Below are 19,415 nucleotides of genomic sequence, written 5' to 3'. Positions count from 1 at the left end.
TCATAACGCGTTCCGTTGCAGCCATGTGCGCGGCTGCCAAAGGAGCGTCAGGTGGCGGCGACGAACGGCGGCACGGGTTGCCAGTTGCGGATGCGCGGCTTCGCGATGGCTTCGCGCAGATGGGCCAGGAACTCGCTGCGGGGAATCGGCGCCGCGCCCAGCGATGCCAGGTGCGCCGTCTCCTGCTGGCAGTCGACCATGGCCACGCCTTGCAGCCTGAGGAAGTGGACCAGGTAGGCCAGCGCTACCTTGGACGCGTCCGTCACACGCGCGAACATCGATTCGCCATAGAACATGCGGCCGATCGACACGCCGTAGGCGCCGCCCACCAGCTCGCCATCGAGCCACACTTCGGACGAGTGGGCAAAGCCCAGCGCGTGCAGGCCGGTGTATCCCTCGACGATCTCCTCGGAAATCCACGTGCCCGGACCATCGCGGCGGGGTGCCGCGCAGGCGCGCATGACCGGCTCGAACGCGCTGTCGAACCGCACCTGCCAGCGCCCGTCGGTACGGCTGCTCCGTTCGACCTTCTTCAGCGTCTTTTTCAGACTGTCGGACACCCTGAAATCGGCCGTCATCAGGACCATGCGCGGATCGGTACTCCACCAGAGGATGGGCTGGCCCTCCGAAAACCACGGGAAGATGCCGTTGCGGTACGCCATCAGCAGCCGCTGCGGCGACAGGTCGGCGCCTGCGGCCAGCAGCCCCGGCGCCTCGGTGGTCAGTGCCTCGGAGACGTCCGGGAACGGGGTGTGAGCGCCGAGCCAGGGAATCATGGTTCGCCGGCGGCGCGCATCGGGCGCGTGATGTCCTGGGTGTGAAAGCCGTATCCATGGTCGCTGCCGCGCGCGCGCATCCGGGCCCGGTCGGCAAAGAACAACGCCAGCGTCTCGTGGATCGTCGGGAACGCCAGGTCGTCCCACGGGATTTCGCTTTCCGTGAACATGCGCACTTCCAGGCTTTCCTCGCCCGGCGCGAAGTCCAGGTCGCGCAACGTCGCCAGATAGAACATATGTACCTGATGGACGTGCGCCACATTGATCAGCGCGAACAGCGGACCCAGTTCGATATTGGCGCCGGCTTCCTCCTCGGTCTCGCGCTGGGCGGCGGCGGCAGTCGTTTCGCTGTTCTCCATAAAGCCTGCCGGCAGCGTCCAGTAGCCGTAGCGCGGTTCGATGGCGCGCCGGCACAGCAGGACCTGCGGTTCGCCGTCGCGTTCCCAGACGGGAACCGTGCCGAGCACCATCTTCGGGTTCTGGTAGTGGATCGTGGCGCACTGGGGACACACATAACGGGGACGGTTATCGCCGGGCGGCACCATCAGCTCGACCGGGTGAGCACATTCGGAACAGAATTTCATAACATTCGTGAAGTTGGGTGGGCCCCGTCAGCGCCCGGGGCCGGCGGATGGCGCGGCCCCGGGCGCTGGCGAGGCCCGGTTGTCTGATGCTTACTTTACACTGATTGGCGTCCGTCGCGTACTGGCGCATCGGTGCGCAAGGTGCCTGCTGACGGATAAACCGGTCCTATCGTACGGGAAGTGCGGATTGATATTGCCTAATCGCCCGGCGTGTCCTATAATACGTTCATCAGACGCGGGGTGGAGCAGTCTGGCAGCTCGTCGGGCTCATAACCCGAAGGTCACAGGTTCAAATCCTGTCCCCGCAACCAAATTTTAGAAAGCCGTCATCTGCGCAAGCGATGACGGCTTTTTTTCGTCCTCCGCATTATTTGTTTGTAATATTTTTTTACCAACAGCTGTTTTATGGTTTGGCCGGTTAAACTGCTCTCAGTTATCCGGTAATAAAACCATAAAGGGACAACGATGACCGCTGTTTACTCAGGTGCCCGCGCACGGGCCCTGGCGCTGGCACTGATCATTCTTTTCCATCTGCTATTAGCGCTGGTAATGTTGGGCCAACGCATACTGCGGGATCGGGGCAGCAGCGCGGGCCGCATCGATATCGTCTTTATTGCGCCGGTTGCAAGAGCGGAGCAGACGGTTCCTCTTCCCCCGGTTCCAGGCAATGTTATCGCCAGGCCGGCGCATAGGGTGGCGGATAAACCGCGCAAGGCCCCTGTGCCGGCCGCTGTCATGATGGAACCACCAGGGCCGGATACGGTCGAGACTAAAACAGAGGCGGCCGTCATCGATACGGCTGCGCTGATCGGAATGGCGGGGAAAATCGACCGGGATATGCGACCTCCTGGCGAAAACCTGTTATCGGGCGCAGAGGGAAAATCGCTGCGAAAGAAGCTGGACGACGCATTTCTCGCCGCCCATCTGGCCGTACCCCTGAAATGGTACGAAGCCGCCCGGGTTGAATTGTTCAGTGCCCCCAACGATCCGGCGCAGATCTACCAGGTCAAAACGGCTATCGGCACGTATTGCCTGTTCTACCCTGACAAGAACAAACCATCGGCTGCTTCGGGCTCCGGGTGGATACGGCCCTGTTTGCCTGTCTCAGTCCCGGTGCAAGGCTTGACGCAGCCAGGCGAGCATCTCATCCGTCATCCCGCGGCCGATGCGCAGCATCGGTTCGGTTTCAATCGCGGTTCGGAACCGGGCGATGGTCTCCGGGCGGTTGCCGACCATATCGTGGAATAAGGACATCCACTGCCCGCCCAGTATTGCGGCATCGACGGACGCCGCGGACGGATCGGCTTGCATCTGGCGACTGACCGATTCGATCAACGGCGGCCACTCTTTTGCACGGGTGGCCTGATGACGGCGCATTTGCTCCAGCTCGTCCGGAAGCAGGTGACGCGACCAGGCTTCCAACTTAATTTCGCCCATGACGCGGCCGATAAAGTCCCTTATCGCTGGTGTAATACCCGTGCTCTGTTGCAATGCCGGTTCGCTGTCATGCATGATATTGAGCCTTGCCATTAAGGACGGACTGCCGTTGGTATCACGCTCGAGCATCTCGATCCAGCGCATCCCGGCCGATTTTGCCGCCGCGTTATCGGGCGCAATACCGGCGGCTGATAACGCGGCCACTTCGTCCACCAGTGTGCGCCATTCCGCTTTCACATTAACGTCGTGATACAGCGCCAGATTCGCCAGCTCGTCCTGCGTAAAATATTTCTCGTACATGGTCATATGCTCCAGTGTGGTCAGCCAGGAAGCCAGATCCGGTGTTTCTCCCGTAGCGAGTTGCTTTTGCATACGCTTTAGCTGCTCGCGCATCCGCGCCGCTTCGCTGATCTGCCGGTCGAGGGCGGCCAGCTGGCGGTCGACGATGGAAAGGGAGGAAACGCCGGCCCCAGCCAGCAAGGTTCCGATATCGGCCAAGGTGATGCCGAACGAGCGCAGCGCCTGGATCTGATGCAGGCGGGCGACGTCGTCGCGGCTGTACAGGCGGTAGCCGCTGTCGGAACGGGCGGATGGCGAAAGCAGGCCGATGCTGTCGTAGTGGTGCAGGGTGCGGACCGTCAGGCCCGCGTGTCGTGCAAGTTGTCCTATCTTCAGCATGGTCGCTCCGTCATCTGGTGCCATCCTGAAGCCTGACGTTGCGTCAGGGTCAAGCTATTCTTCAGGCGCGAGGCTGGCCCACAGATGAGCCGCCGCCATCGTACGATGCGGTTGATACCGTTGCAATAATTGTTCGGCGCGGGCGACGTCCGGCCGGGCGTCGCCGCCCAGCATGCGCTGCAGCGCGGCACGGACGGCCACGTCGCCATGCAGCGAGCAGTCGGCATGGCCGTAGCCGCGCAGCAGCCCGTAGTTGACCGTCCACGGGCCGATCCCCTTGATCGCCAGCAGGCGCTGGCCGATATGTTCGATGGTGTTGTCAGGGCCGGGTGCCAGGTCCAGCGCGCCGCTGGCGACGAGACCGGCGAACCGCAGCAGGGTGTCCGCTTTCGCGCGCGAAAACTTCCGGCTGGTGAGAGCATCGGACGTCAGGCGGGCCGCGTCGGACGCTTCCGGGTAGCACCACAGGCCACTGCTGTGCTGTCGGCCGGCCTGCAGGATGAACGTGCGGCGCAGGGCGATGGCAAAGGACAGGTTGATCTGCTGGCCGATGATGGCCCACGTCAGCGCTTCGAACACGGTGGCGGACTGCACGATGCGCAGGCCGGGCCGGCGCCGCGCCAGCGGACCCATCAGCGGATCGGCGCGGACCGCATCGAGGAACGGCCCGGGATCGATGCGCAGGCCAAGGATGTTCAGCAGAGCGTCGTGGATGTGCTGGCGCAATGTTGGCGTCAACTCGCCGTCGGCGTGCCCCTGGCAGACGATGGGGCCGGGGCCGTCGCACAACGGCGCCGTCAGCACGACGGGAACGCCGTCCAGCATCACGCCTTTGCGGAGCAATGCCGGCGTGACTTCCTCGGCAACGTTTTCCGTATCGCGGCTGTGGAAGCGCAGCACGTCTCCGGCCCGGTAGCCGGGCGGCAGGACGATGTCGAACGATGCCGTCATGCGGCGGCTTTGGCGGCGCGGCTCCAGGCAGGGCGGTAGCCCGTGACCAGGATCGTGCCCGCGATCACGATGCCGGCGCCAGCCAATGTCGTCCAGCCGACCGCTTCCTGCAGGAACACCGTGCCCCACAGGATGCCGAACAGCGGCGCGAGGAACGTCACCGTCAGTGCGGAGGTAGGGCCGACGTCGCGCACGAGGCCGTAATACAGCAGGTAGGCGACGCCGCTGCACAGTACGCCCAGGGCGATGGCCGCGCCAAGGATGCCGGTGGACGGCATCGCCGGCTGGGGGAACATGAACAGCGCAGGTAACGTCAGCACGGCGCCCGCCCACATGCTGCCATGGGCGTTCGAGAACGGCTCCACGGCCGGGGCGGACTTCGCGTAGACGGTCGCGATGCCGTAGTTGAACGGCGCCAGCAGCGCCGCGCCGATGGCGAGCAGGGCGCCGTCCTGGGTGCTGAGCCGGTCGGTGCCGACCAGCAAGGCGACACCGGCCGTCCCCAGCACCAGCCCGAGCAGCACGCGCGGCGTCACCATCTGGCGCTGCCACACGGCGGCGATCAGCGCGGCCCACATCGGCGCCGTGGCGTTCAGCACGGACAGCAGCGAGGCCGACAGCGTCTTTGCCGCATACGCAAACAGCACGAACGGAATCGCGGCATTGAACAGCCCGAGGATGGCGTAGTGCTTCCAGTAGCGGCGCAAATCGAGCGACTTCTTCAGCATCAGCGCGATCGCGGCCAGGAACAGCGCGGCAAACACCACCCGCAGTTCGATCAGCCAGCCCGGCCCCAGCACCGGCGCGGCAATGCGCATGAACAGGAAGGAGCCACCCCAGATGGCGGCAAGCAGGAACAGGCGGAGCAAGTTAGCTGTGGACATAGGATCGTTGTAATTGTCGAGCTTGTTGACAACATCGGGGTCAGGCACAGATGTTGTCACAAGCTCGGCCTTGGTGGCTGGGGCAGACTGTGTAGCCGACGGCCCACCTGCCGGCGGGGCGCAAACTCTGCGAATTCTGCCAGGTTTGGCATTCTGTCGAGGCCGTGACAGTTTTCGTGCCTGACCCCGATGTTGTCACGGGCAGTGCAGTATTGTCACCCGAATGTTGGGGTGGCGCCAGCCGGTTCTTGCTTCTGAATTAAGTCTGCATCGTGATGGCGCAGGCGGCCGTGCCGGGGGCTTCCAGCGCCGCGGCGTGGTTGACCTGCAGTTCGCGCGGGACGCCGTTTTTCACTGCCGTCATTTCGGCCAGGATGGAGATGGCGATTTCGGACGGCGTCTTGCTGCCGATGTACAGCCCGATCGGCCCGTGCAGGCGGTCCAGCTGGGATGGCGTCAGGTCGAACTGCAGCAGCCGCTCTCGCCGCTTGGCGTTGTTGGCGCGCGAGCCGATGGCGCCCACGTAGAACGCGTCCGACTTCAGCGCTTCCATCAGTGCCAGGTCGTCCAGCTTCGGGTCGTGCGTCAGCGCGACGACGGCGCTGCGCGTGTCCAGCCGCATTTCCTGTACCAGATCGTCCGGCATTGCATGGACCAGCCGCACGTCCGGCAACGTCCAGCCGCTGCGGTATTGCTCGCGCGGATCGCAGACGGTCACGTGATAATCCATGGCGCTGGCAATCTGCGCGACAAAGCGCGACAGCTGTCCCGCACCAATGATGAGCAGGCGCCAGCGCGGGCCGTGCTGCGTGACGAGTGCGTCGTCGCTCAACGTCAGCACGCTGCCGGCCGCGGCCTTGTCCAGCGTGACGGCGCCCGTGCGCAGGTCGACGCGGCGCTCGACCAGCTGGTGCTGTTCCAGTCTTGCGAGAAGTTCGCCGATGCGGCTGCCGGGCCCGAGCGGTTCGATAGCCAGCTCGATGGTGCCGCCGCAAGGCAGGCCGAAGCGGTGTGCCTCGTCGGCCGTGATGCCGTAGCTGACGATTTCCGGCAGCGTGCGCGTGATGCCTTCGTTGCGCACGCGTTCGATCAGGTCGTCTTCGATGCAGCCGCCGGAGACGGAGCCGACGACGCGGCCGTCGTCGCAGATGGCCAGTGTGGCGCCGATCGGGCGGGGGCTCGAGCCCCAGGTCTTGATGACGGTAACGAGTTCGCAGCGGTGTCCCGCCGCGATCCATGTTGCGCTGGTTTTGAGAACTTCGAGGTCGATGCTGTCCATGGACCAGACTATACTATGGCGCCCGGGAACACGTCGGCACACGCCGGCGGCGCTACTTGCGGCGTCCGCAGATGAGCTTGAAGGCGCCGTCGTAGCGGCTGCCGGGTTCGACGTTTTCCGCGTCGAATGCCTCGAACTTGTAGCTGCCCACGATCTCGCCCTTTGCCATCGCCTCCGGATAGAACAGCTGCGCCTGCAGGGTGACCGTCCGGGCCTCGCAGTCGTACAGCTGGTGCGCCCGCACGGAAAGGTACAGCTTGCCGTCAGGCGCCGACTGCGGCTTGCGGAACGATTCCAGCGTCCACACCTTGCGCCCGCCGTCGACCTTGCTGATCGACGCCTTGTCGACGTACAGCGTTCCGTCCTTGTCCGTGCGTACTTTTGTCCACGGGGCGGCCTGCGCCGGCAGCGTCAGGCTGCACAGCAACAGGGCAGGGAGGGCGGAACGGACGTTCACGGCACCAGCGGCTTGCGCGCGGACTGCTTGCTGCGGATGGCGGCGATCGTCTTGTCGATGGCCGTTGTGCGCTGCGCGATATTGGGATGGATGGCCATGTAGCCGTTCAGTACGGTTGACGGATACTGGGCGGCCAGGCGCAACCAGAACGTCTTGTAGCGCTCGATCGGAAAGCCGGCACGCGCCAGCATGTACAGCGCCAGCGTATCGGCCGCCACTTCCATATGCGCCGGGACCGGCCGGATACCGGACGTGCCGATCAGCAGCGACAGATCCGGCCGCACGGACGTCAGGTTGTCGATCATGCTGCCGATCGTTGCCGTGCTGCGCAGCTTGCCCGGGTGGCCCAGCACATTGTGGGCGATGTCCTTGGCCAGCACGTAGGCAATGGCTTCGTCGTTCTGGGCGAAGTCGATCATGCCGCGCGTGACGGCCACGCGCGTGCCGTCCGCATAGGAATTGACGTTGTCGGCATTGCCCAGGTCGACGCGGATGGCACAGGCGCGCGTGACGGGCACCTTCAGTACCTGGTTGGTCCCCCCGCGGGTGATCGTCATGGAAAGTTGTGCCCGCTTCGAGACGAGCGGGCCGAACACGGTGGCAGCCTGGGTTTCGGCGCCGCGCCCCGTGGGCAGCGGTTTGCCGTCGGCGGCGATCAGTTCGTCGCCCTTGCGCAGGCCGGCGCGGGCGGCGCCGCTGCCCGCCAGCACGCCGGACACCTGGAGCGTATCGCCATAGCCCAGCACCGCCTCGGCGGCATCGGCGTATTCGCCCGGGTACGACCACTTGTTTTTCGCGGTAAAGCCCAGCAGGCTGCGCGCCTGAGTGCGGCACAGCTCGGCATTGTTGATCAGCAGCGGCGCCGCCACGCGATACAGGCGGTCCTGCAACGTCACCATCGACCGTACGGCGTCGCGTGCGGCCATCATGCGCGGCGTGACCAGCGGGGCGGGCGGTTCGGCCGGGCCCGTATCGACGACGGGCGGCAGGGAAGGAGGGGCCGTTGTAGCGCAGGCCGAAAGCAGCAGGGCCACCGTCAATGCGGCCAGACCAGACCGCGTGGTTGATGTGATGCGTGGGATGACGGCTCCTGCCATGTATCCTTCCTTCATATTGTTTTTAGTGTTTGCCGGTGCTGCCGAAGCCGCCTTCGCCTCGTGCGCTGTCTCCAAACTCCTCCACCACGTTGAAGCCCACCTGCAGGACGGGCACGACGATCAGTTGGGCCAGACGTTCCATCGGGTTCAGCGTAAAGCTCTGCTGACCCCGGTTCCACGTCGACACCATCAGCTGACCCTGGTAGTCGGAATCGATCAAGCCTACCAGATTCCCAAGAACAATGCCGTTCTTGTGCCCCATGCCGCTGCGTGGCAGGATCATTGCCGCATAGCCGGGGTCGCCAATGTGGATTGCCAGCCCCGTGGGCACCAGCACTGTCTGGCCCGGCTCGATGGTGATGGGCGCGTCCAGGCAGGCCCGCAGGTCGAGGCCGGCGCTTCCAGGGGTTGCGTAGGCCGGCAGCTGGTCTTTCATGCGCGGGTCGAGGATCTTGACGTCGATGGATTTCATTATTGGAACAGCGAGTGTTTGTTGATGCGTTTGGAGATTTCGGAGATCAGCTGACGTGCCAGGCTCAGCTTGTCCGCGCGCGGCAGGATCGTATGGCCGTGCTCGTCGAACAGGATGATCGTGTTGTCGTCCGCGCCGAATGTCTGGTGACCGATATTGCCAACCAGCAGCGGGATGCCCTTGCGTTCGCGCTTGGCGGCGCCGAACTCGACCAGATTTTCCGATTCGGCGGCGAAGCCGACGCAGTACGGATGGCCGGCCAGCGTCGTGCGCGCGGCGATCGTCGCCAGGATGTCCGGGTTTTCCTCGAACTGCAGCACGGGCACGCCCGATTCGGTCTTCTTGACCTTCTGCGTGCTGGGATTGGCGACGCGCCAGTCCGCCACGGCCGCCACGGCAATGAAAACGTGCTGGCCGTCGATGCTGCGGTTGACCGCGTCCATCATCTGCTGCGCGCTTTGCACGTCGATGCGGGTGACGCCGAACGGCGTGGCAAGGGCCGTCGGGCCGGAAATGAGCGTGACTTCGGCACCGGCCTCACGGGCGGCGCGCGCTACGGCGTAGCCCATCTTGCCGGACGACAGATTGGTAATACCGCGCACCGGATCGATGGGCTCGAAGGTGGGGCCGGCCGTGATCAGGATGCGTTTGCCGGCCATGATCTTGGGCTGGAACGCGGCAACGATCTCGGCCAGCAGTTGTTCCGGTTCCAGCATGCGGCCCATGCCGGTTTCGCCGCATGCCTGCTCGCCGGCGGCGGGGCCGACGAGGCAGATGCCGTCCTCGCGCAGTTGGTTGACGTTGCGCTGCGTGGCCGGATTGGTCCACATCTCGACGTTCATCGCCGGCGCCACCAGCAGCGGCACGTGGCGTGGGCGCGCCAGGCACATCGTCGACAGCAGGTCGTCGCAGACGCCGTGCGCCAGCTTGACCATGAAATCGGCAGAGCATGGCGCGATGACGATGGCATCGGCGTCGCGGGTGACGTCGATGTGCGCCATATTGTTGCCCACGCGCGGATCCCACTGGCTCGAATACACGGGCTTGCCGGACAGCGCCTGCATCGTCACGGCGGTGATGAAGTGCAGCGCCGCATCCGTCATCACGACCTGGACCGAGGCGCCCTGTTTCGTCAGCGCACGGCACAGCTCGGCCGCCTTGTAGCAGGCGACGCCCCCGGACAGGCCGAGGACAATCTTTTTACCCGTCAGTTCCATTTGCTCTCCGGTTGGCTTGATGACGCTATTTGTTGACGCGGCGCAGTTCGTCCAGGATGAACAGCGCGGCGCCGATGCAGATGGCGCTGTCGGCCACGTTAAAGGCGGGGAAGTGGCCCACGCCGCGCCAGTGGAAGTCGAGGAAGTCGATCACGTGGCCGTACAGCACGCGGTCGATGACGTTGCCGACGGCGCCCCCCAGGATCAAAGCCAGTGCCCAGCAGAACATGCGCTGCCCGGCGTGCTTGCGCAGCAGGTGAACGATGTACAGCGCCGCACCGATGCCGATGGCCGTGAAGAAATAGCGCTGCCAGCCGGACTCGTTCGACAGGAAGCTGAACGCGGCGCCCTTGTTGTATGCCAGCACGAGGTTAAAGAAGCTCGTGATCACTTTTTCCTCGCCATAGGTGAACAGCTTGGTGATCGTGATCTTCGTCAGCTGGTCGATCAGAATGATCAACGCCGCAATGCCCAGCCATGGAACGAGGCTGCCGGAAGGTTTGCTGGAAAATGTTTTTTTGCTCTTGGCCATGGGACGTCGGTTGAAGGGTTTAGAAAAAACCGGAGCCTGTCACCGGTTTTTTTGAAAACCGGTGACAGGCTCCGGTTTTCTTGGCAATGATTTGCTGCTTAGGCGTACTTGCGGGGTTCGCCGGCGCCGAACAGGTTGCTGTAGCAGCGGCCGCACAGGGTCGGGTGGTCGGCGTGGCTGCCGACGTCCGCGCGGTAGTGCCAGCAGCGCTCGCACTTGGCGTCGTTCGACGCTGCCACGCTGACCGCCTCGGCTTCACCGGCGGCCGCTTCGACGGCTTTCGCCAGCGACGTGATGAACACGTACTTGAGCTCGTCGCCCAGGCTGGCGAGCAGGTTGTACTTGTCGCCCGATGCGCGGATCTCCAGCTCGGCTTGCAGCGACGAGCCGATGGCGCCGGACGCGCGCAGGTCTTCCAGGCGCTTCGTCACGTCGGCGCGCACGGCCAGGATCACCGCATACTTGGCCAGCAGCGCTTCGCTGTCGGCAATGGCCGGCAGCTGCCACCACGTCTGCGTGTAGATGGTTTCGTCGGACGCGGCATATGCCTCGGCACCGGCGAAGTTCGCCCAGGCTTCCTCGGCCGTGAACGTCAGCACGGGCGCCAGCATGCGCAGCAGGCTTTGCGTGATGTGCCACAAGGCAGTCTGCGCCGAGCGGCGCGCCTTTGAATCGACGGCCGTCGTGTACAGGCGGTCCTTCAGGATGTCCAGGTAGAAGCCGCCCAGGTCTTCCGAGCAGTAGTTCTGCAGCTTCGAGACGACCGGGTGGAACTCGTAGTTCTCGTAATGCTGCTCGACGGACGCCTGCAGCACGGCCAGGTTGGCCAGCGCGTAGCGGTCGCTTTCCAGCAGCTCGTCGATGGCCACGGCATTCGTGTTCGGATCGAAGTCCGACGTGTTCGCCAGCAGGAAGCGCAGCGTGTTGCGCAGGCGGCGGTACGATTCCGTCACGCGCTTCAGGATTTCTTCCGAGATCGACAGCTCGCCCGTGTAGTCGGTCGACGCGATCCACAGGCGCAGGATGTCCGCACCCAGCGAATTGGAGATCTTGTCCGGTGCCAGCGTATTGCCCAGCGACTTGGACATCTTCTTGCCTTCGCCATCGACGGTGAAACCGTGCGTCAGGAGTGCCTTGTACGGTGGACGGCCGTTCAGCATCGACGACGTCAGCAGCGACGAGTGGAACCAGCCGCGGTGCTGGTCCGAGCCTTCCAGGTACAGGTCGGCCGGGAACGCGGATTGCTCCTTGTGCGAGCCGCGCAGCACCGTCTGGTGCGTCGTGCCGGAATCGAACCAGACGTCCAGCGTGTCCTTGTTCTTCATGTACATGGCCGCGTCGTCGCCCAGCAGCTCGGCCGGGTCCAGCGCCAGCCAGGCGTCGATGCCGCCGGCTTCGATGCGTTTCGCCACCTGTTCCAGCAGCTCCGGCGTGCGCGGATGCAGCTCGCCCGTTTCCTTGTGGACGAAGAACGCCATCGGGACGCCCCACTGGCGCTGGCGCGACAGGGTCCAGTCCGGACGGTTCGCGATCATGCCGTGCAGGCGCGCCTGGCCCCAGTCGGGGAAGAATTTGGTGGCGGCAATGCCTTCCAGCGCCGTTTCGCGCAGGGTCGGGCCGCCGTCGATCGGCTGCAGGTCCATGCCGGCAAACCACTGCGACGTGGCGCGGTAGACGATCGGCGTCTTGTGGCGCCAGCAGTGCATGTAGCTGTGGTCGAACATCTTGAGTTCGAACAGTGCATTGGCTTCGCGCAGCGCCTCGCAGATCGGCTTGGATGCTTCCCAGATCGTCATGCCGCCGAACAGCGGCAGGGTCGACGCGTATTTGCCGTCGCCCATCACCGGCGTCAGGATGTCGTCATCCTTCATGCCATGCTGACGGCAGGAAATGAAGTCTTCCAGGCCGTAGGCGGGCGCCGAGTGGACGATGCCGGTACCGCTGTCGGTCGTCACGTAGTCGGCCAGGTAGACGGGCGAGTAGCGGTCGTAGAAGGCGTCGCGCGCGTGCAGCGGATGCTTGAAGCGGATGTTTTCCAGCCTGGCGCCTGTCGTCGTGGCAACGACCGTGCCTTCCAGCTTGTAGCGTGCCAGGCAGGCTTCGACCAGGTCGGCGGCCAGGATCAGCATGTCGCCGCCGCGGTTGGTCTGCACCAGCGCGTACGTCACTTCCGGGTGCACGTTCAGTGCCTGGTTGGACGGGATCGTCCATGGCGTCGTCGTCCAGATGACGACAAAGCCACGCTCGCCCGGCAGCTTGTCCAGACCGAAGGCGGCCGCCAGCTTGTCATGTTCGGCAAACGGGAAACCGACGTCGATGGCCGGGTCGCGCTTGTCCTGGTATTCCACTTCCGCCTCGGCCAGCGCGGAACCGCAGTCGAAGCACCAGTTGACGGGTTTCAGGCCGCGGTAGACGTAGCCTTTTTCCAGCAGCTTGCCCAGCGCGCGCAGCTCGTCCGCTTCGTTGCCGTGGGCCATCGTCATGTACGGGTTGTCCCACTCGCCCAGCACGCCCAGGCGGATGAAGCCGGCACGTTGCTTGTCGATCTGTTCCAGCGCGTAGGCGCGCGCCTTGGTCAGCACGTCGGCCGTCGGCAGGTTCTTGCCGTACAGTTTTTCGATCTGGATCTCGATCGGCATGCCGTGGCAGTCCCAGCCCGGGACGTACGGCGCATCGAAGCCGGCCAGCGTGCGCGACTTGACGACGATGTCCTTCAGGATCTTGTTGACGGCGTGGCCCAGGTGGATGTCGCCATTGGCATACGGCGGGCCGTCATGCAGGATGAACTTCGGCCGGCCGGCGGCAGCCTTGCGGATGCGCTGGTAGATCTTCTTGTCCTGCCATTGTTTCACCCAGCCCGGTTCGCGCTTGGCGAGGTCGCCTCGCATGGGGAATGGCGTTTCGGTCATATTGACCGGATATTTGCTCTCGGCCTTCTTGGCTTTGTTGTCGGACATGTCGGTAGTTTCTCTGGTACGTGTATTGGTGAGTGACGGGGCAGCAGGGGGCTTGCGCCACTCAAATTCGGTCGGTGGCCGTGATGGCGCCGCTGCGCTCTTCCACGTGGGTGCCGCGGGCGGCAAAGAAGGCACGCGCCTCGGCGGCGTCGCGGTCGATGGCGGCCGTCAGGGTGGGCAGGTCGATGAATTTTTCCTCGTCGCGGATCTTGCGCAGGAATTCAACCTTGACCTGCTTGCCGTAGCAGTGGCCGGCGAAATCGAAAATATGGACTTCCAGCAGCACCCTGCCCGCATCCTCGACGGTGGGACGAACGCCCAGGCTGGCAACGGCCGGCAGCGGCCCGTCGGCCAGGCCATGCACCTGGACGATGAAGATGCCGCCCAGCGCTGGGCGGTGCGGCACGCGCAGGTTCAGCGTGGGATAGCCGATGGTGCGGCCCAGCTTGGCGCCGTGGATGACGTGGCCGGAAATCGAGTAAGGGTGGCCCAGCAGTTGCTCCGCCTGGCCGAAGTCGCCCTGCGACAGCGCCGTACGCACGGCGGAGGACGAGATGCGGATGTCGCCGTTCATTACCGTCGGCAGCGCCTCCACGTGGAAGCCGTGCCGGCGGCCCGCTTCCATCAGCATGGCGACATTGCCGGCGCGCCGGGCGCCGTAGCAGAAGTCGTCGCCGACCATCAGCCATTTGACGTGCAGGCCGTCCACCAGGACGCGTTCCGTAAAGTCCTGGGGGACAGCGAGGCAAACGAGTCGCTGAAGTGTTCGACGATGACGCGGTCGATGCCGTTCGTGGCGAGCGAGCCCAGCTTGTCGCGCAGGTTGGCGATGCGGGGCGGCGCCTTCGACATGTCACCCGCCTTGTGCGCGAAGAATTCGCGGGGTGTGGCTCGAACGTCATGACTGCCGCTTCCAGGCCCAGCGACTTCGCCGCGGCGCGCACGCGTGCCAGCAGCGCCTGATGGCCGCGATGGACACCGTCGAAGTTGCCGATGGTGAGAGCGCAGGGCGCGCGCGCCGCTGCGTTGGGTAGTCCGCGAAATACCTTCATGAGGGTGTCGAGCTCGAATCCTGTTGCCTGAACCAGCGATTATACGGATTGTTTGACCAATTCACATATGGAAATGCCGCAGCGCACCAGCGGGGCCCCGTTGCGACCCCGTAAACGAAAAAAGCGCCGCCTGCGGGGCAGGGGCGCTTTGACAAAACCGGCCGGGCCGGTGTTGTTGTCGCTATTACATCGGGTTGTTGATGTACAGCGTCCAGTAGCGGGCCAGTTCGGCTTCGCCGGCAGTACCCTTGACGTTCTTCAGTGCGGCCAGTGCAGGGGCTTTCTTGCCAGCATTGAACAGAGCGATGCCGTAGTGCAGTTTCTGTTCTTCCGGACGACGCGGCGTACCGATCTTCATCGCCTGCTCCATCAACGGAATGCCCTTGTCGGCCTTGCCGCCGGAGGTCAGTGCATAACCCATGTTGAACAGGCCGTCGGAGTCCTTCTCCTTGATCAGGTTGGCTTCCTGGGTGGCCTGGTTGGCCGTCTGGTCAGCCAGCGTCTTGTTCGCCAGATCCTTCAGGCGCTGGTGACGTGCGGCATCCGTGCCCGTGCCCAGTGCACCCTTCTTGTAGCCCTGATCGATGATCTTGATGGCTTCAGGCGCGTTGCCGGCCTGCAGTGCCAGCTGGGCCATTTCCATGAACTCGGATGGCTTGGACAACTGGCCCAGTGCCAGTTTCAGGCGCATGACGTCCAGGTTCAAGGTGGACGAGAAGCCAGGCTTGCCCTGCACGCGGTTCAGCAGGTCGGCCCAGTACGACGCTTTCGGATACTGGCCGGCCAGCTTTTCCAGCGTCTGCACATAGCCTGCCTTGTCGTTCTGCTTGAGCTGGATATTGGCCAGCATCTGCAGGTTTTCTTCCGACTGACGGCCTTGCGAGAGTTCCTTCGCCGCTTCCGCATAACGGCCGCTGATGAAGTACGTCTGCGTCAGCAGCTGCTTCATCGTGGCGTTGTTCGGGTTGTCCTGCAGCGACTTCTGGATCCACGTGATGGCTTTCGGGTAGTCCTTGGCGCGGTAGTACATGCCGGCCAGGCCTTCCGTGAACTTCGGCTTTTCCGAAGCGGACAGGCGGCCCGAGTTGATCAGGGTCTCGAATGCGCGGATGGCGGTCGCGTTGTCGCCAGCGCTGGCGGCGGCGGCGGCGCGTACGCGTTCGATCTGGTATTTCTCGAAGTCGCTCTTGCCACTAACGGCGTCGGCAGCCTGCAGCTTGGTCAGCGCTTCGCGGGCCTTGCCTGAACTCACCAGGCGCTGCGCTTCCTGCAGTGGTTTGCCCACTTCGGCACGCACGGTGTCGGCAGCGTACGCTGCCGGCACCAGACCCACCATAGGCGCTGCTGCGGAGAAACCGAGGGCGGCCATTGCAAGGCCGAGATGAGCGAGACGGAACTTGGACATAGGCGAGATTTCTTTCATCAAAAAAACGAATAGGCAGGATAACCTGCCTATCGGGGAAAATAAAGAGACGCACTCCAGGAAGCTCTGCCATCGATTGCACGATCCGTGCCAGGCTGTGACGGAAGCTGAAGCGCACGCTGCACGAAGTGCATACGGCGTGCGCTTCAACGAGTCACTGCCGCGATGGCAGGGAACTTCCGACTTTCCATTTACTGGAACTGCTCGTTGCCGACCAGACCGATCTTGGTGACACCCAGACGCTGGGCCGCAGCCATCACGCCTGCCACGGACTCGTAGTTGACCAGCTTGTTGGGACGCAGGTGCACTTCCGGCTGATCACCCTGTGCCGCCACGTTCATCAGCTTCTGTTCCAGTTGCGCACGATCCGGAACCACGGCGCCATCCCACAGGATCGTGCCGTCGAAGTCCACGTCGATCTGAACAACCACCGGCTCTTTGGTCGGTGGCGGCGGGGTACCCACCGGCATGTTCAGGTTAACCGAGTGGTTCGCCTTCGGAATCGTAATAATCAGCATAATGATCAGCACCAGCATCACGTCGATGAGCGGTGTCATGTTCATTTCCATCATTGGTTCCGGATCAGCGTTTGGTGCTGCGCTGCCCGAACCGACATTCATACTCATGGGTGTGTTCCTTATAGAAGACTGCCCGGCTCACGAACAAGCCATGGCCGGGCAGGGGCCTTACATCTTGTCAGGCGGTTCGGTAATGAAACCAACCTTCTGGATGCCAGCGCGCTGGGTCGTGAAGATCACGCGGCCGATGGACTCGTACTTGGCTTCCTTGTCGCCACGTACGTGCACTTCCGGTTGCGGTACCTTCACTGCCTCGACCTTCAGAAAATCGAACAACTCATTCGTGTCCCGCATTTTCTTCTGATTCCAGTAGATGTCGCCATCCTTGTTGACAACGATGTTGACATTTTCCGGCTTCGTCTGGATCGCCTGGTTGACCTCTTCTGGCAGAGCAATCTTCTGCAGTTTAAGGACCACCGGGCTGGTGATCAGGAAGATGATCAGCAGAACCAACATGATGTCCACGAGAGGCGTCGTGTTGATTTCTGACATTACCTGGTCTTCGTCTCCGCTATCGGAGCCTACGGACATCGACATGGTATTAGCCTACTTTTTTGGCTGCGCGAGCAGCGGAGTCGGCGGTGGACATGGCGCCGGAGATCAGCACGGAGTGCACGTCGGCCGAGAACGAACGGATTTCTTCCATTGCGCTCTTGTTACGACGTACCAGCCAGTTGTAGCCCAGAACGGCAGGAACTGCGACTGCCAGACCGAATGCCGTCATGATCAGTGCTTCACCGACCGGACCTGCCACCTTGTCGATCGACGCGTTACCGGTCATACCGATGTTCGTCAGTGCACCGTAAATACCCCAGACCGTACCGAACAGACCGATGAACGGTGCGGTCGAACCAACGGTTGCCAGGAACGACAGGCCGTCTTGCAGACGCGACTGGACTTTGTCGACAGCGCGCTGGATCGACATCGTCACCCAGGTCGACAGATCGATTTGTTCCAGCAGGGCGCCGTCGTGGTGACCGGAAGCCTTGATGCCGGTTTCAGCGATGAAGCGGAATGGCGAGCCTTCTGCCAGCGTCGAGGCGCCAGCGGCGACCGACGATGCTTTCCAGAACTTGGCATGCACGTCTTTAGCTTGACGCATGATTTTCATCTGGTCCAGCAGCTTGGTGATGATGATGTACCACGAGCCGATCGACATGATCGACATGATGACGATCGTGCCTTTCGCTACCCAGCCGGAATGCCACACGGCCTTGATGCCGAACGGGTTTTCGATTTCTTCCTGACCTGCACCGTGGGCGCCGGCTGCTGCTGGAGCGGCTGCGTCGGTTGCCGGTGCTGGTGCTGCGTCTGCTGCTGGTGCGGCTGCCGCATCCGCTGCCGGCGCTGCTGCAGGCGCGTCAGCGGCTGCCGGGGCTGGCGCGTCGGCCAGGGCCGGTGCGCTGACCAGGGCGGTTGCTGCGGTCACCGAGAACAGCACAGCGGCCAGTACAGCGGACAAACGGGTATTCTTAAACATGCTTCCTCCAAATTGATAAAAGATCAGTTCGCTGAACGTAACGCCAACGAAATTGCTAATTGAGACTCTGTCTCGGTTGGTTATTCCAGCGTCCAGACGTATTGCATACTCTGCCAGCCCTCTTGCGGCTTGCCATCAACCGTGGCTGGCTTGAATTTGCACCTACTGATACCTGCTACCGCGGCCTTGTCCAGGTCGCGGAAGCCGCTGGACTTCAGAATCTTGGAGTCGGCGACCCGGCCGTCGACGCCAATCAGGAACTGCAGAGTTACCGTACCCGTTTCTTCGTTACGCAGAGAAGATTTTGGCCATTCCGGTTTCTGGCACGTGCTGAAGTCAACCACAGCCGCGGTGCGGACAGCCGGTGCCGGTGGTGCCGGCGGTGCTGGCGGAGCCGGCGGAGCTGGCGGGGTCAACTGATTCGTTGCCGGCTTCACGTTGGTCGCATTCGCGATCACGTTCTGCTGCGGTGGTGGTTGCTGTACGTTCACTTCAACCGGCGGAATGAATGGCGGCGGTGGTGCCTTCATTTCTGGCGGTGGAGGTGGCGGCGGCAGCTCTTTAGGTGGAGGAGGGGCAACCTCCTCGATGATCTTGGTTTCAACCGGTTCGATCATCTTCGTGATCATCCGTTTGCCCAAGCCTGACACGATCCCGTAAGCAGCCACAATGTGCAAGGCCACCACTACCACGATGCCGGTATAGTTCTTCTTGACCTTCCCGTTATCACTAAAATTCATGCCTGCTTTCTCCAATCCTACTCTTACTTGAACCCCCAAAATGGCGACACAAAGCTACAGCCGCACCCGGGACGTCGGCGAATTATACATACGAATTCTTCATTTTACATAGAATTTTGATCTCCAAAATCCGGTTAAATTTCATGCCTTTAGCGCACTTGTGTAAAGCATCCGTGCACCGTTCTGGCGCACTCTGAAAGCACCTCGCCGGTACCGTCGAGCGAACCGGACGGCAGGCGCGGAATAGTTTTCGTAATGCTCGAAAAACAGAATAATCAGACCCAGCTATCCGCATAAAGTTGCATAAAATTTGGTCAACGGTCTTTCTCGCATGCAAGCATCCGGGTCATTCCAGTCGCCGTTTCAGTATATGCAAATTCCGTGCACATGGGCGATTCGAGCGTATATTTTTATCAATTTTGAAAATCTACTACGTCACTGGGGCTCACTAGTGGCCTGACCGGCAAACGATTTCAGGAGAGACTGGTCAGGCCGCACACCCGGCTTCCGCCACTATATGCCAGAGTAGCAGCGGCTGGGCTTATATCTGAAGGCAAGGTGCCCCAGATTGGTGCAGAGAGGGCAATGAGGAGGTCGGAAAAAGTAATGAATCCGAGTTTGGCGAGGCGAAAACCGTCCGGCACCACCAGGCCGATGCCAGGCAGCGACCCGTTTTCCGCCAGCGCGAGGCGCCGCCAGGTACCTGGCCCGGCGCGGGCAACTGCCAACGTTGGCAGCTTGCCGGCAGCATACCTGTCGAGTAGCGATCTTTCTGGCGACGGGCTTCGGTCCCACGCGCCGCTCGGGCGCGCAGCGATGCT

Annotated in this window: 17 protein-coding genes, 1 tRNA gene and 1 pseudogene; 1 reads left to right on the top strand and 18 read right to left on the bottom strand. The window is 62.9% G+C overall.

Annotated features, from left to right (window positions below; genetic code table 11):
- Nucleotides 1-47 precede the first annotated feature (47 nt).
- The gene (gene aat / locus E1742_RS10235) at nucleotides 48-776 is read right to left on the bottom strand and encodes a leucyl/phenylalanyl-tRNA--protein transferase (RefSeq protein WP_134384776.1); all 729 of its coding nucleotides are present in this window, start codon (nucleotides 774-776) and stop codon (nucleotides 48-50) included.
- Entirely contained in the window at nucleotides 773-1,360 is a 588-nt protein-coding gene (locus tag E1742_RS10230; RefSeq protein WP_134384775.1) for an NUDIX hydrolase, read from the bottom strand. The genes aat and E1742_RS10230 overlap by 4 nt, the downstream gene beginning before the upstream one ends.
- Nucleotides 1,361-1,594: 234 nt before the next feature.
- On the opposite strand from E1742_RS10230, the gene E1742_RS10225 reads away from it, so the two are divergent.
- Nucleotides 1,595-1,671, top strand: a tRNA-Met gene (locus E1742_RS10225).
- 793 nt (nucleotides 1,672-2,464) lie between these two features.
- On the opposite strand, the gene E1742_RS10220 is transcribed toward E1742_RS10225, so the two are convergent.
- The 16 genes and pseudogenes from E1742_RS10220 to E1742_RS10145 all read right to left on the bottom strand — a co-directional run bounded on the left by E1742_RS10220 (nucleotide 2,465) and on the right by E1742_RS10145 (nucleotide 18,594).
- Nucleotides 2,465-3,475, bottom strand: a complete 1,011-nt coding sequence (locus E1742_RS10220) for a MerR family transcriptional regulator (protein ID WP_166793458.1) — start codon at nucleotides 3,473-3,475, stop codon at nucleotides 2,465-2,467.
- 54 nt (nucleotides 3,476-3,529) lie between these two features.
- The gene (locus E1742_RS10215; RefSeq protein ID WP_134384773.1) at nucleotides 3,530-4,426 is read right to left on the bottom strand and encodes a DNA-3-methyladenine glycosylase family protein; all 897 of its coding nucleotides are present in this window, start codon (nucleotides 4,424-4,426) and stop codon (nucleotides 3,530-3,532) included.
- A complete protein-coding gene (locus tag E1742_RS10210) occupies nucleotides 4,423-5,310 on the bottom strand; it encodes a DMT family transporter (protein WP_134384772.1) in 888 nt (295 codons plus the stop codon). Before E1742_RS10210 ends, E1742_RS10215 begins: the two co-directional genes overlap by 4 nt.
- Before the next feature lie 259 nt (nucleotides 5,311-5,569).
- Complete coding sequence (locus E1742_RS10205; protein WP_134384771.1) at nucleotides 5,570-6,589, bottom strand: XdhC family protein; 1,020 nt, start codon at nucleotides 6,587-6,589, stop codon at nucleotides 5,570-5,572.
- A 52-nt stretch (nucleotides 6,590-6,641) separates the two neighbouring features.
- The gene (locus E1742_RS10200) at nucleotides 6,642-7,046 is read right to left on the bottom strand and encodes a surface-adhesin E family protein (protein ID WP_134384770.1); all 405 of its coding nucleotides are present in this window, start codon (nucleotides 7,044-7,046) and stop codon (nucleotides 6,642-6,644) included.
- Entirely contained in the window at nucleotides 7,043-8,143 is a 1,101-nt protein-coding gene (locus E1742_RS10195; protein WP_134384769.1) for a M48 family metallopeptidase, read from the bottom strand. Before E1742_RS10195 ends, E1742_RS10200 begins: the two co-directional genes overlap by 4 nt.
- A gap of 22 nt (nucleotides 8,144-8,165) precedes the next feature.
- A complete protein-coding gene (dut, locus tag E1742_RS10190; RefSeq protein WP_134384768.1) occupies nucleotides 8,166-8,615 on the bottom strand; it encodes a dUTP diphosphatase in 450 nt (149 codons plus the stop codon).
- Entirely contained in the window at nucleotides 8,615-9,832 is a 1,218-nt protein-coding gene (coaBC, locus tag E1742_RS10185; RefSeq protein ID WP_134384767.1) for a bifunctional phosphopantothenoylcysteine decarboxylase/phosphopantothenate--cysteine ligase CoaBC, read from the bottom strand. Before coaBC ends, dut begins: the two co-directional genes overlap by 1 nt.
- A 25-nt stretch (nucleotides 9,833-9,857) precedes the next feature.
- Complete coding sequence (gene lspA / locus E1742_RS10180) at nucleotides 9,858-10,364, bottom strand: signal peptidase II (RefSeq protein ID WP_134384766.1); 507 nt, start codon at nucleotides 10,362-10,364, stop codon at nucleotides 9,858-9,860.
- Nucleotides 10,365-10,462: 98 nt separating this feature from the next.
- Nucleotides 10,463-13,321, bottom strand: a complete 2,859-nt coding sequence (gene ileS, locus E1742_RS10175) for an isoleucine--tRNA ligase (protein ID WP_134384765.1) — start codon at nucleotides 13,319-13,321, stop codon at nucleotides 10,463-10,465.
- Nucleotides 13,322-13,382: 61 nt separating this feature from the next.
- Nucleotides 13,383-14,373, bottom strand: a pseudogene (locus E1742_RS10170) (bifunctional riboflavin kinase/FAD synthetase).
- A 184-nt stretch (nucleotides 14,374-14,557) separates the two neighbouring features.
- Nucleotides 14,558-15,778: a tetratricopeptide repeat protein gene (locus tag E1742_RS10165; RefSeq protein ID WP_229466685.1), complete on the bottom strand. Its 1,221-nt coding sequence runs from the start codon at nucleotides 15,776-15,778 to the stop codon at nucleotides 14,558-14,560.
- A gap of 209 nt (nucleotides 15,779-15,987) precedes the next feature.
- On the bottom strand, nucleotides 15,988-16,422 hold the full coding sequence (locus E1742_RS10160) for an ExbD/TolR family protein (protein ID WP_189568439.1): 435 nt from the start codon (nucleotides 16,420-16,422) through the stop codon (nucleotides 15,988-15,990).
- Between the two features lie 60 nt (nucleotides 16,423-16,482).
- Nucleotides 16,483-16,911: an ExbD/TolR family protein gene (locus E1742_RS10155; RefSeq protein WP_134384764.1), complete on the bottom strand. Its 429-nt coding sequence runs from the start codon at nucleotides 16,909-16,911 to the stop codon at nucleotides 16,483-16,485.
- 4 nt (nucleotides 16,912-16,915) lie between these two features.
- Complete coding sequence (locus E1742_RS10150) at nucleotides 16,916-17,854, bottom strand: MotA/TolQ/ExbB proton channel family protein (RefSeq protein WP_166793457.1); 939 nt, start codon at nucleotides 17,852-17,854, stop codon at nucleotides 16,916-16,918.
- A gap of 80 nt (nucleotides 17,855-17,934) precedes the next feature.
- Entirely contained in the window at nucleotides 17,935-18,594 is a 660-nt protein-coding gene (locus tag E1742_RS10145; RefSeq protein ID WP_134384763.1) for an energy transducer TonB, read from the bottom strand.
- Nucleotides 18,595-19,415: the final 821 nt, after the last annotated feature.

The organism is Pseudoduganella plicata, from assembly GCF_004421005.1.
GTDB lineage: Bacteria > Pseudomonadota > Gammaproteobacteria > Burkholderiales > Burkholderiaceae_D > Rugamonas > Rugamonas plicata.
Note: the sequence above shows the minus strand (reverse complement) of the source record. Positions and strands in the feature narration are given on the sequence as shown.

What these genes read in the sequence shown, in the direction of transcription:
- E1742_RS10205 (WP_134384771.1), bottom strand. Translation starts at nt 6,589, where the DNA reads ATGGACAGCATCGACCTCGAAGTTCTCAAAACCAGCGCAACATGGATC.
- E1742_RS10215 (WP_134384773.1), bottom strand. Translation starts at nt 4,426, where the DNA reads ATGACGGCATCGTTCGACATCGTCCTGCCGCCCGGCTACCGGGCCGGA.
- E1742_RS10155 (WP_134384764.1), bottom strand. Translation starts at nt 16,911, where the DNA reads ATGTCGATGTCCGTAGGCTCCGATAGCGGAGACGAAGACCAGGTAATG.
- lspA (WP_134384766.1), bottom strand. Translation starts at nt 10,364, where the DNA reads ATGGCCAAGAGCAAAAAAACATTTTCCAGCAAACCTTCCGGCAGCCTC.
- E1742_RS10150 (WP_166793457.1), bottom strand. Translation starts at nt 17,854, where the DNA reads ATGTTTAAGAATACCCGTTTGTCCGCTGTACTGGCCGCTGTGCTGTTC.
- E1742_RS10195 (WP_134384769.1), bottom strand. Translation starts at nt 8,143, where the DNA reads ATGGCAGGAGCCGTCATCCCACGCATCACATCAACCACGCGGTCTGGT.
- coaBC (WP_134384767.1), bottom strand. Translation starts at nt 9,832, where the DNA reads ATGGAACTGACGGGTAAAAAGATTGTCCTCGGCCTGTCCGGGGGCGTC.
- E1742_RS10210 (WP_134384772.1), bottom strand. Translation starts at nt 5,310, where the DNA reads ATGTCCACAGCTAACTTGCTCCGCCTGTTCCTGCTTGCCGCCATCTGG.
- E1742_RS10230 (WP_134384775.1), bottom strand. Translation starts at nt 1,360, where the DNA reads ATGAAATTCTGTTCCGAATGTGCTCACCCGGTCGAGCTGATGGTGCCG.
- aat (WP_134384776.1), bottom strand. Translation starts at nt 776, where the DNA reads ATGATTCCCTGGCTCGGCGCTCACACCCCGTTCCCGGACGTCTCCGAG.
- E1742_RS10145 (WP_134384763.1), bottom strand. Translation starts at nt 18,594, where the DNA reads ATGAATTTTAGTGATAACGGGAAGGTCAAGAAGAACTATACCGGCATC.
- E1742_RS10165 (WP_229466685.1), bottom strand. Translation starts at nt 15,778, where the DNA reads ATGTCCAAGTTCCGTCTCGCTCATCTCGGCCTTGCAATGGCCGCCCTC.
- E1742_RS10220 (WP_166793458.1), bottom strand. Translation starts at nt 3,475, where the DNA reads ATGCTGAAGATAGGACAACTTGCACGACACGCGGGCCTGACGGTCCGC.
- dut (WP_134384768.1), bottom strand. Translation starts at nt 8,615, where the DNA reads ATGAAATCCATCGACGTCAAGATCCTCGACCCGCGCATGAAAGACCAG.
- ileS (WP_134384765.1), bottom strand. Translation starts at nt 13,321, where the DNA reads ATGTCCGACAACAAAGCCAAGAAGGCCGAGAGCAAATATCCGGTCAAT.
- E1742_RS10160 (WP_189568439.1), bottom strand. Translation starts at nt 16,422, where the DNA reads ATGAGTATGAATGTCGGTTCGGGCAGCGCAGCACCAAACGCTGATCCG.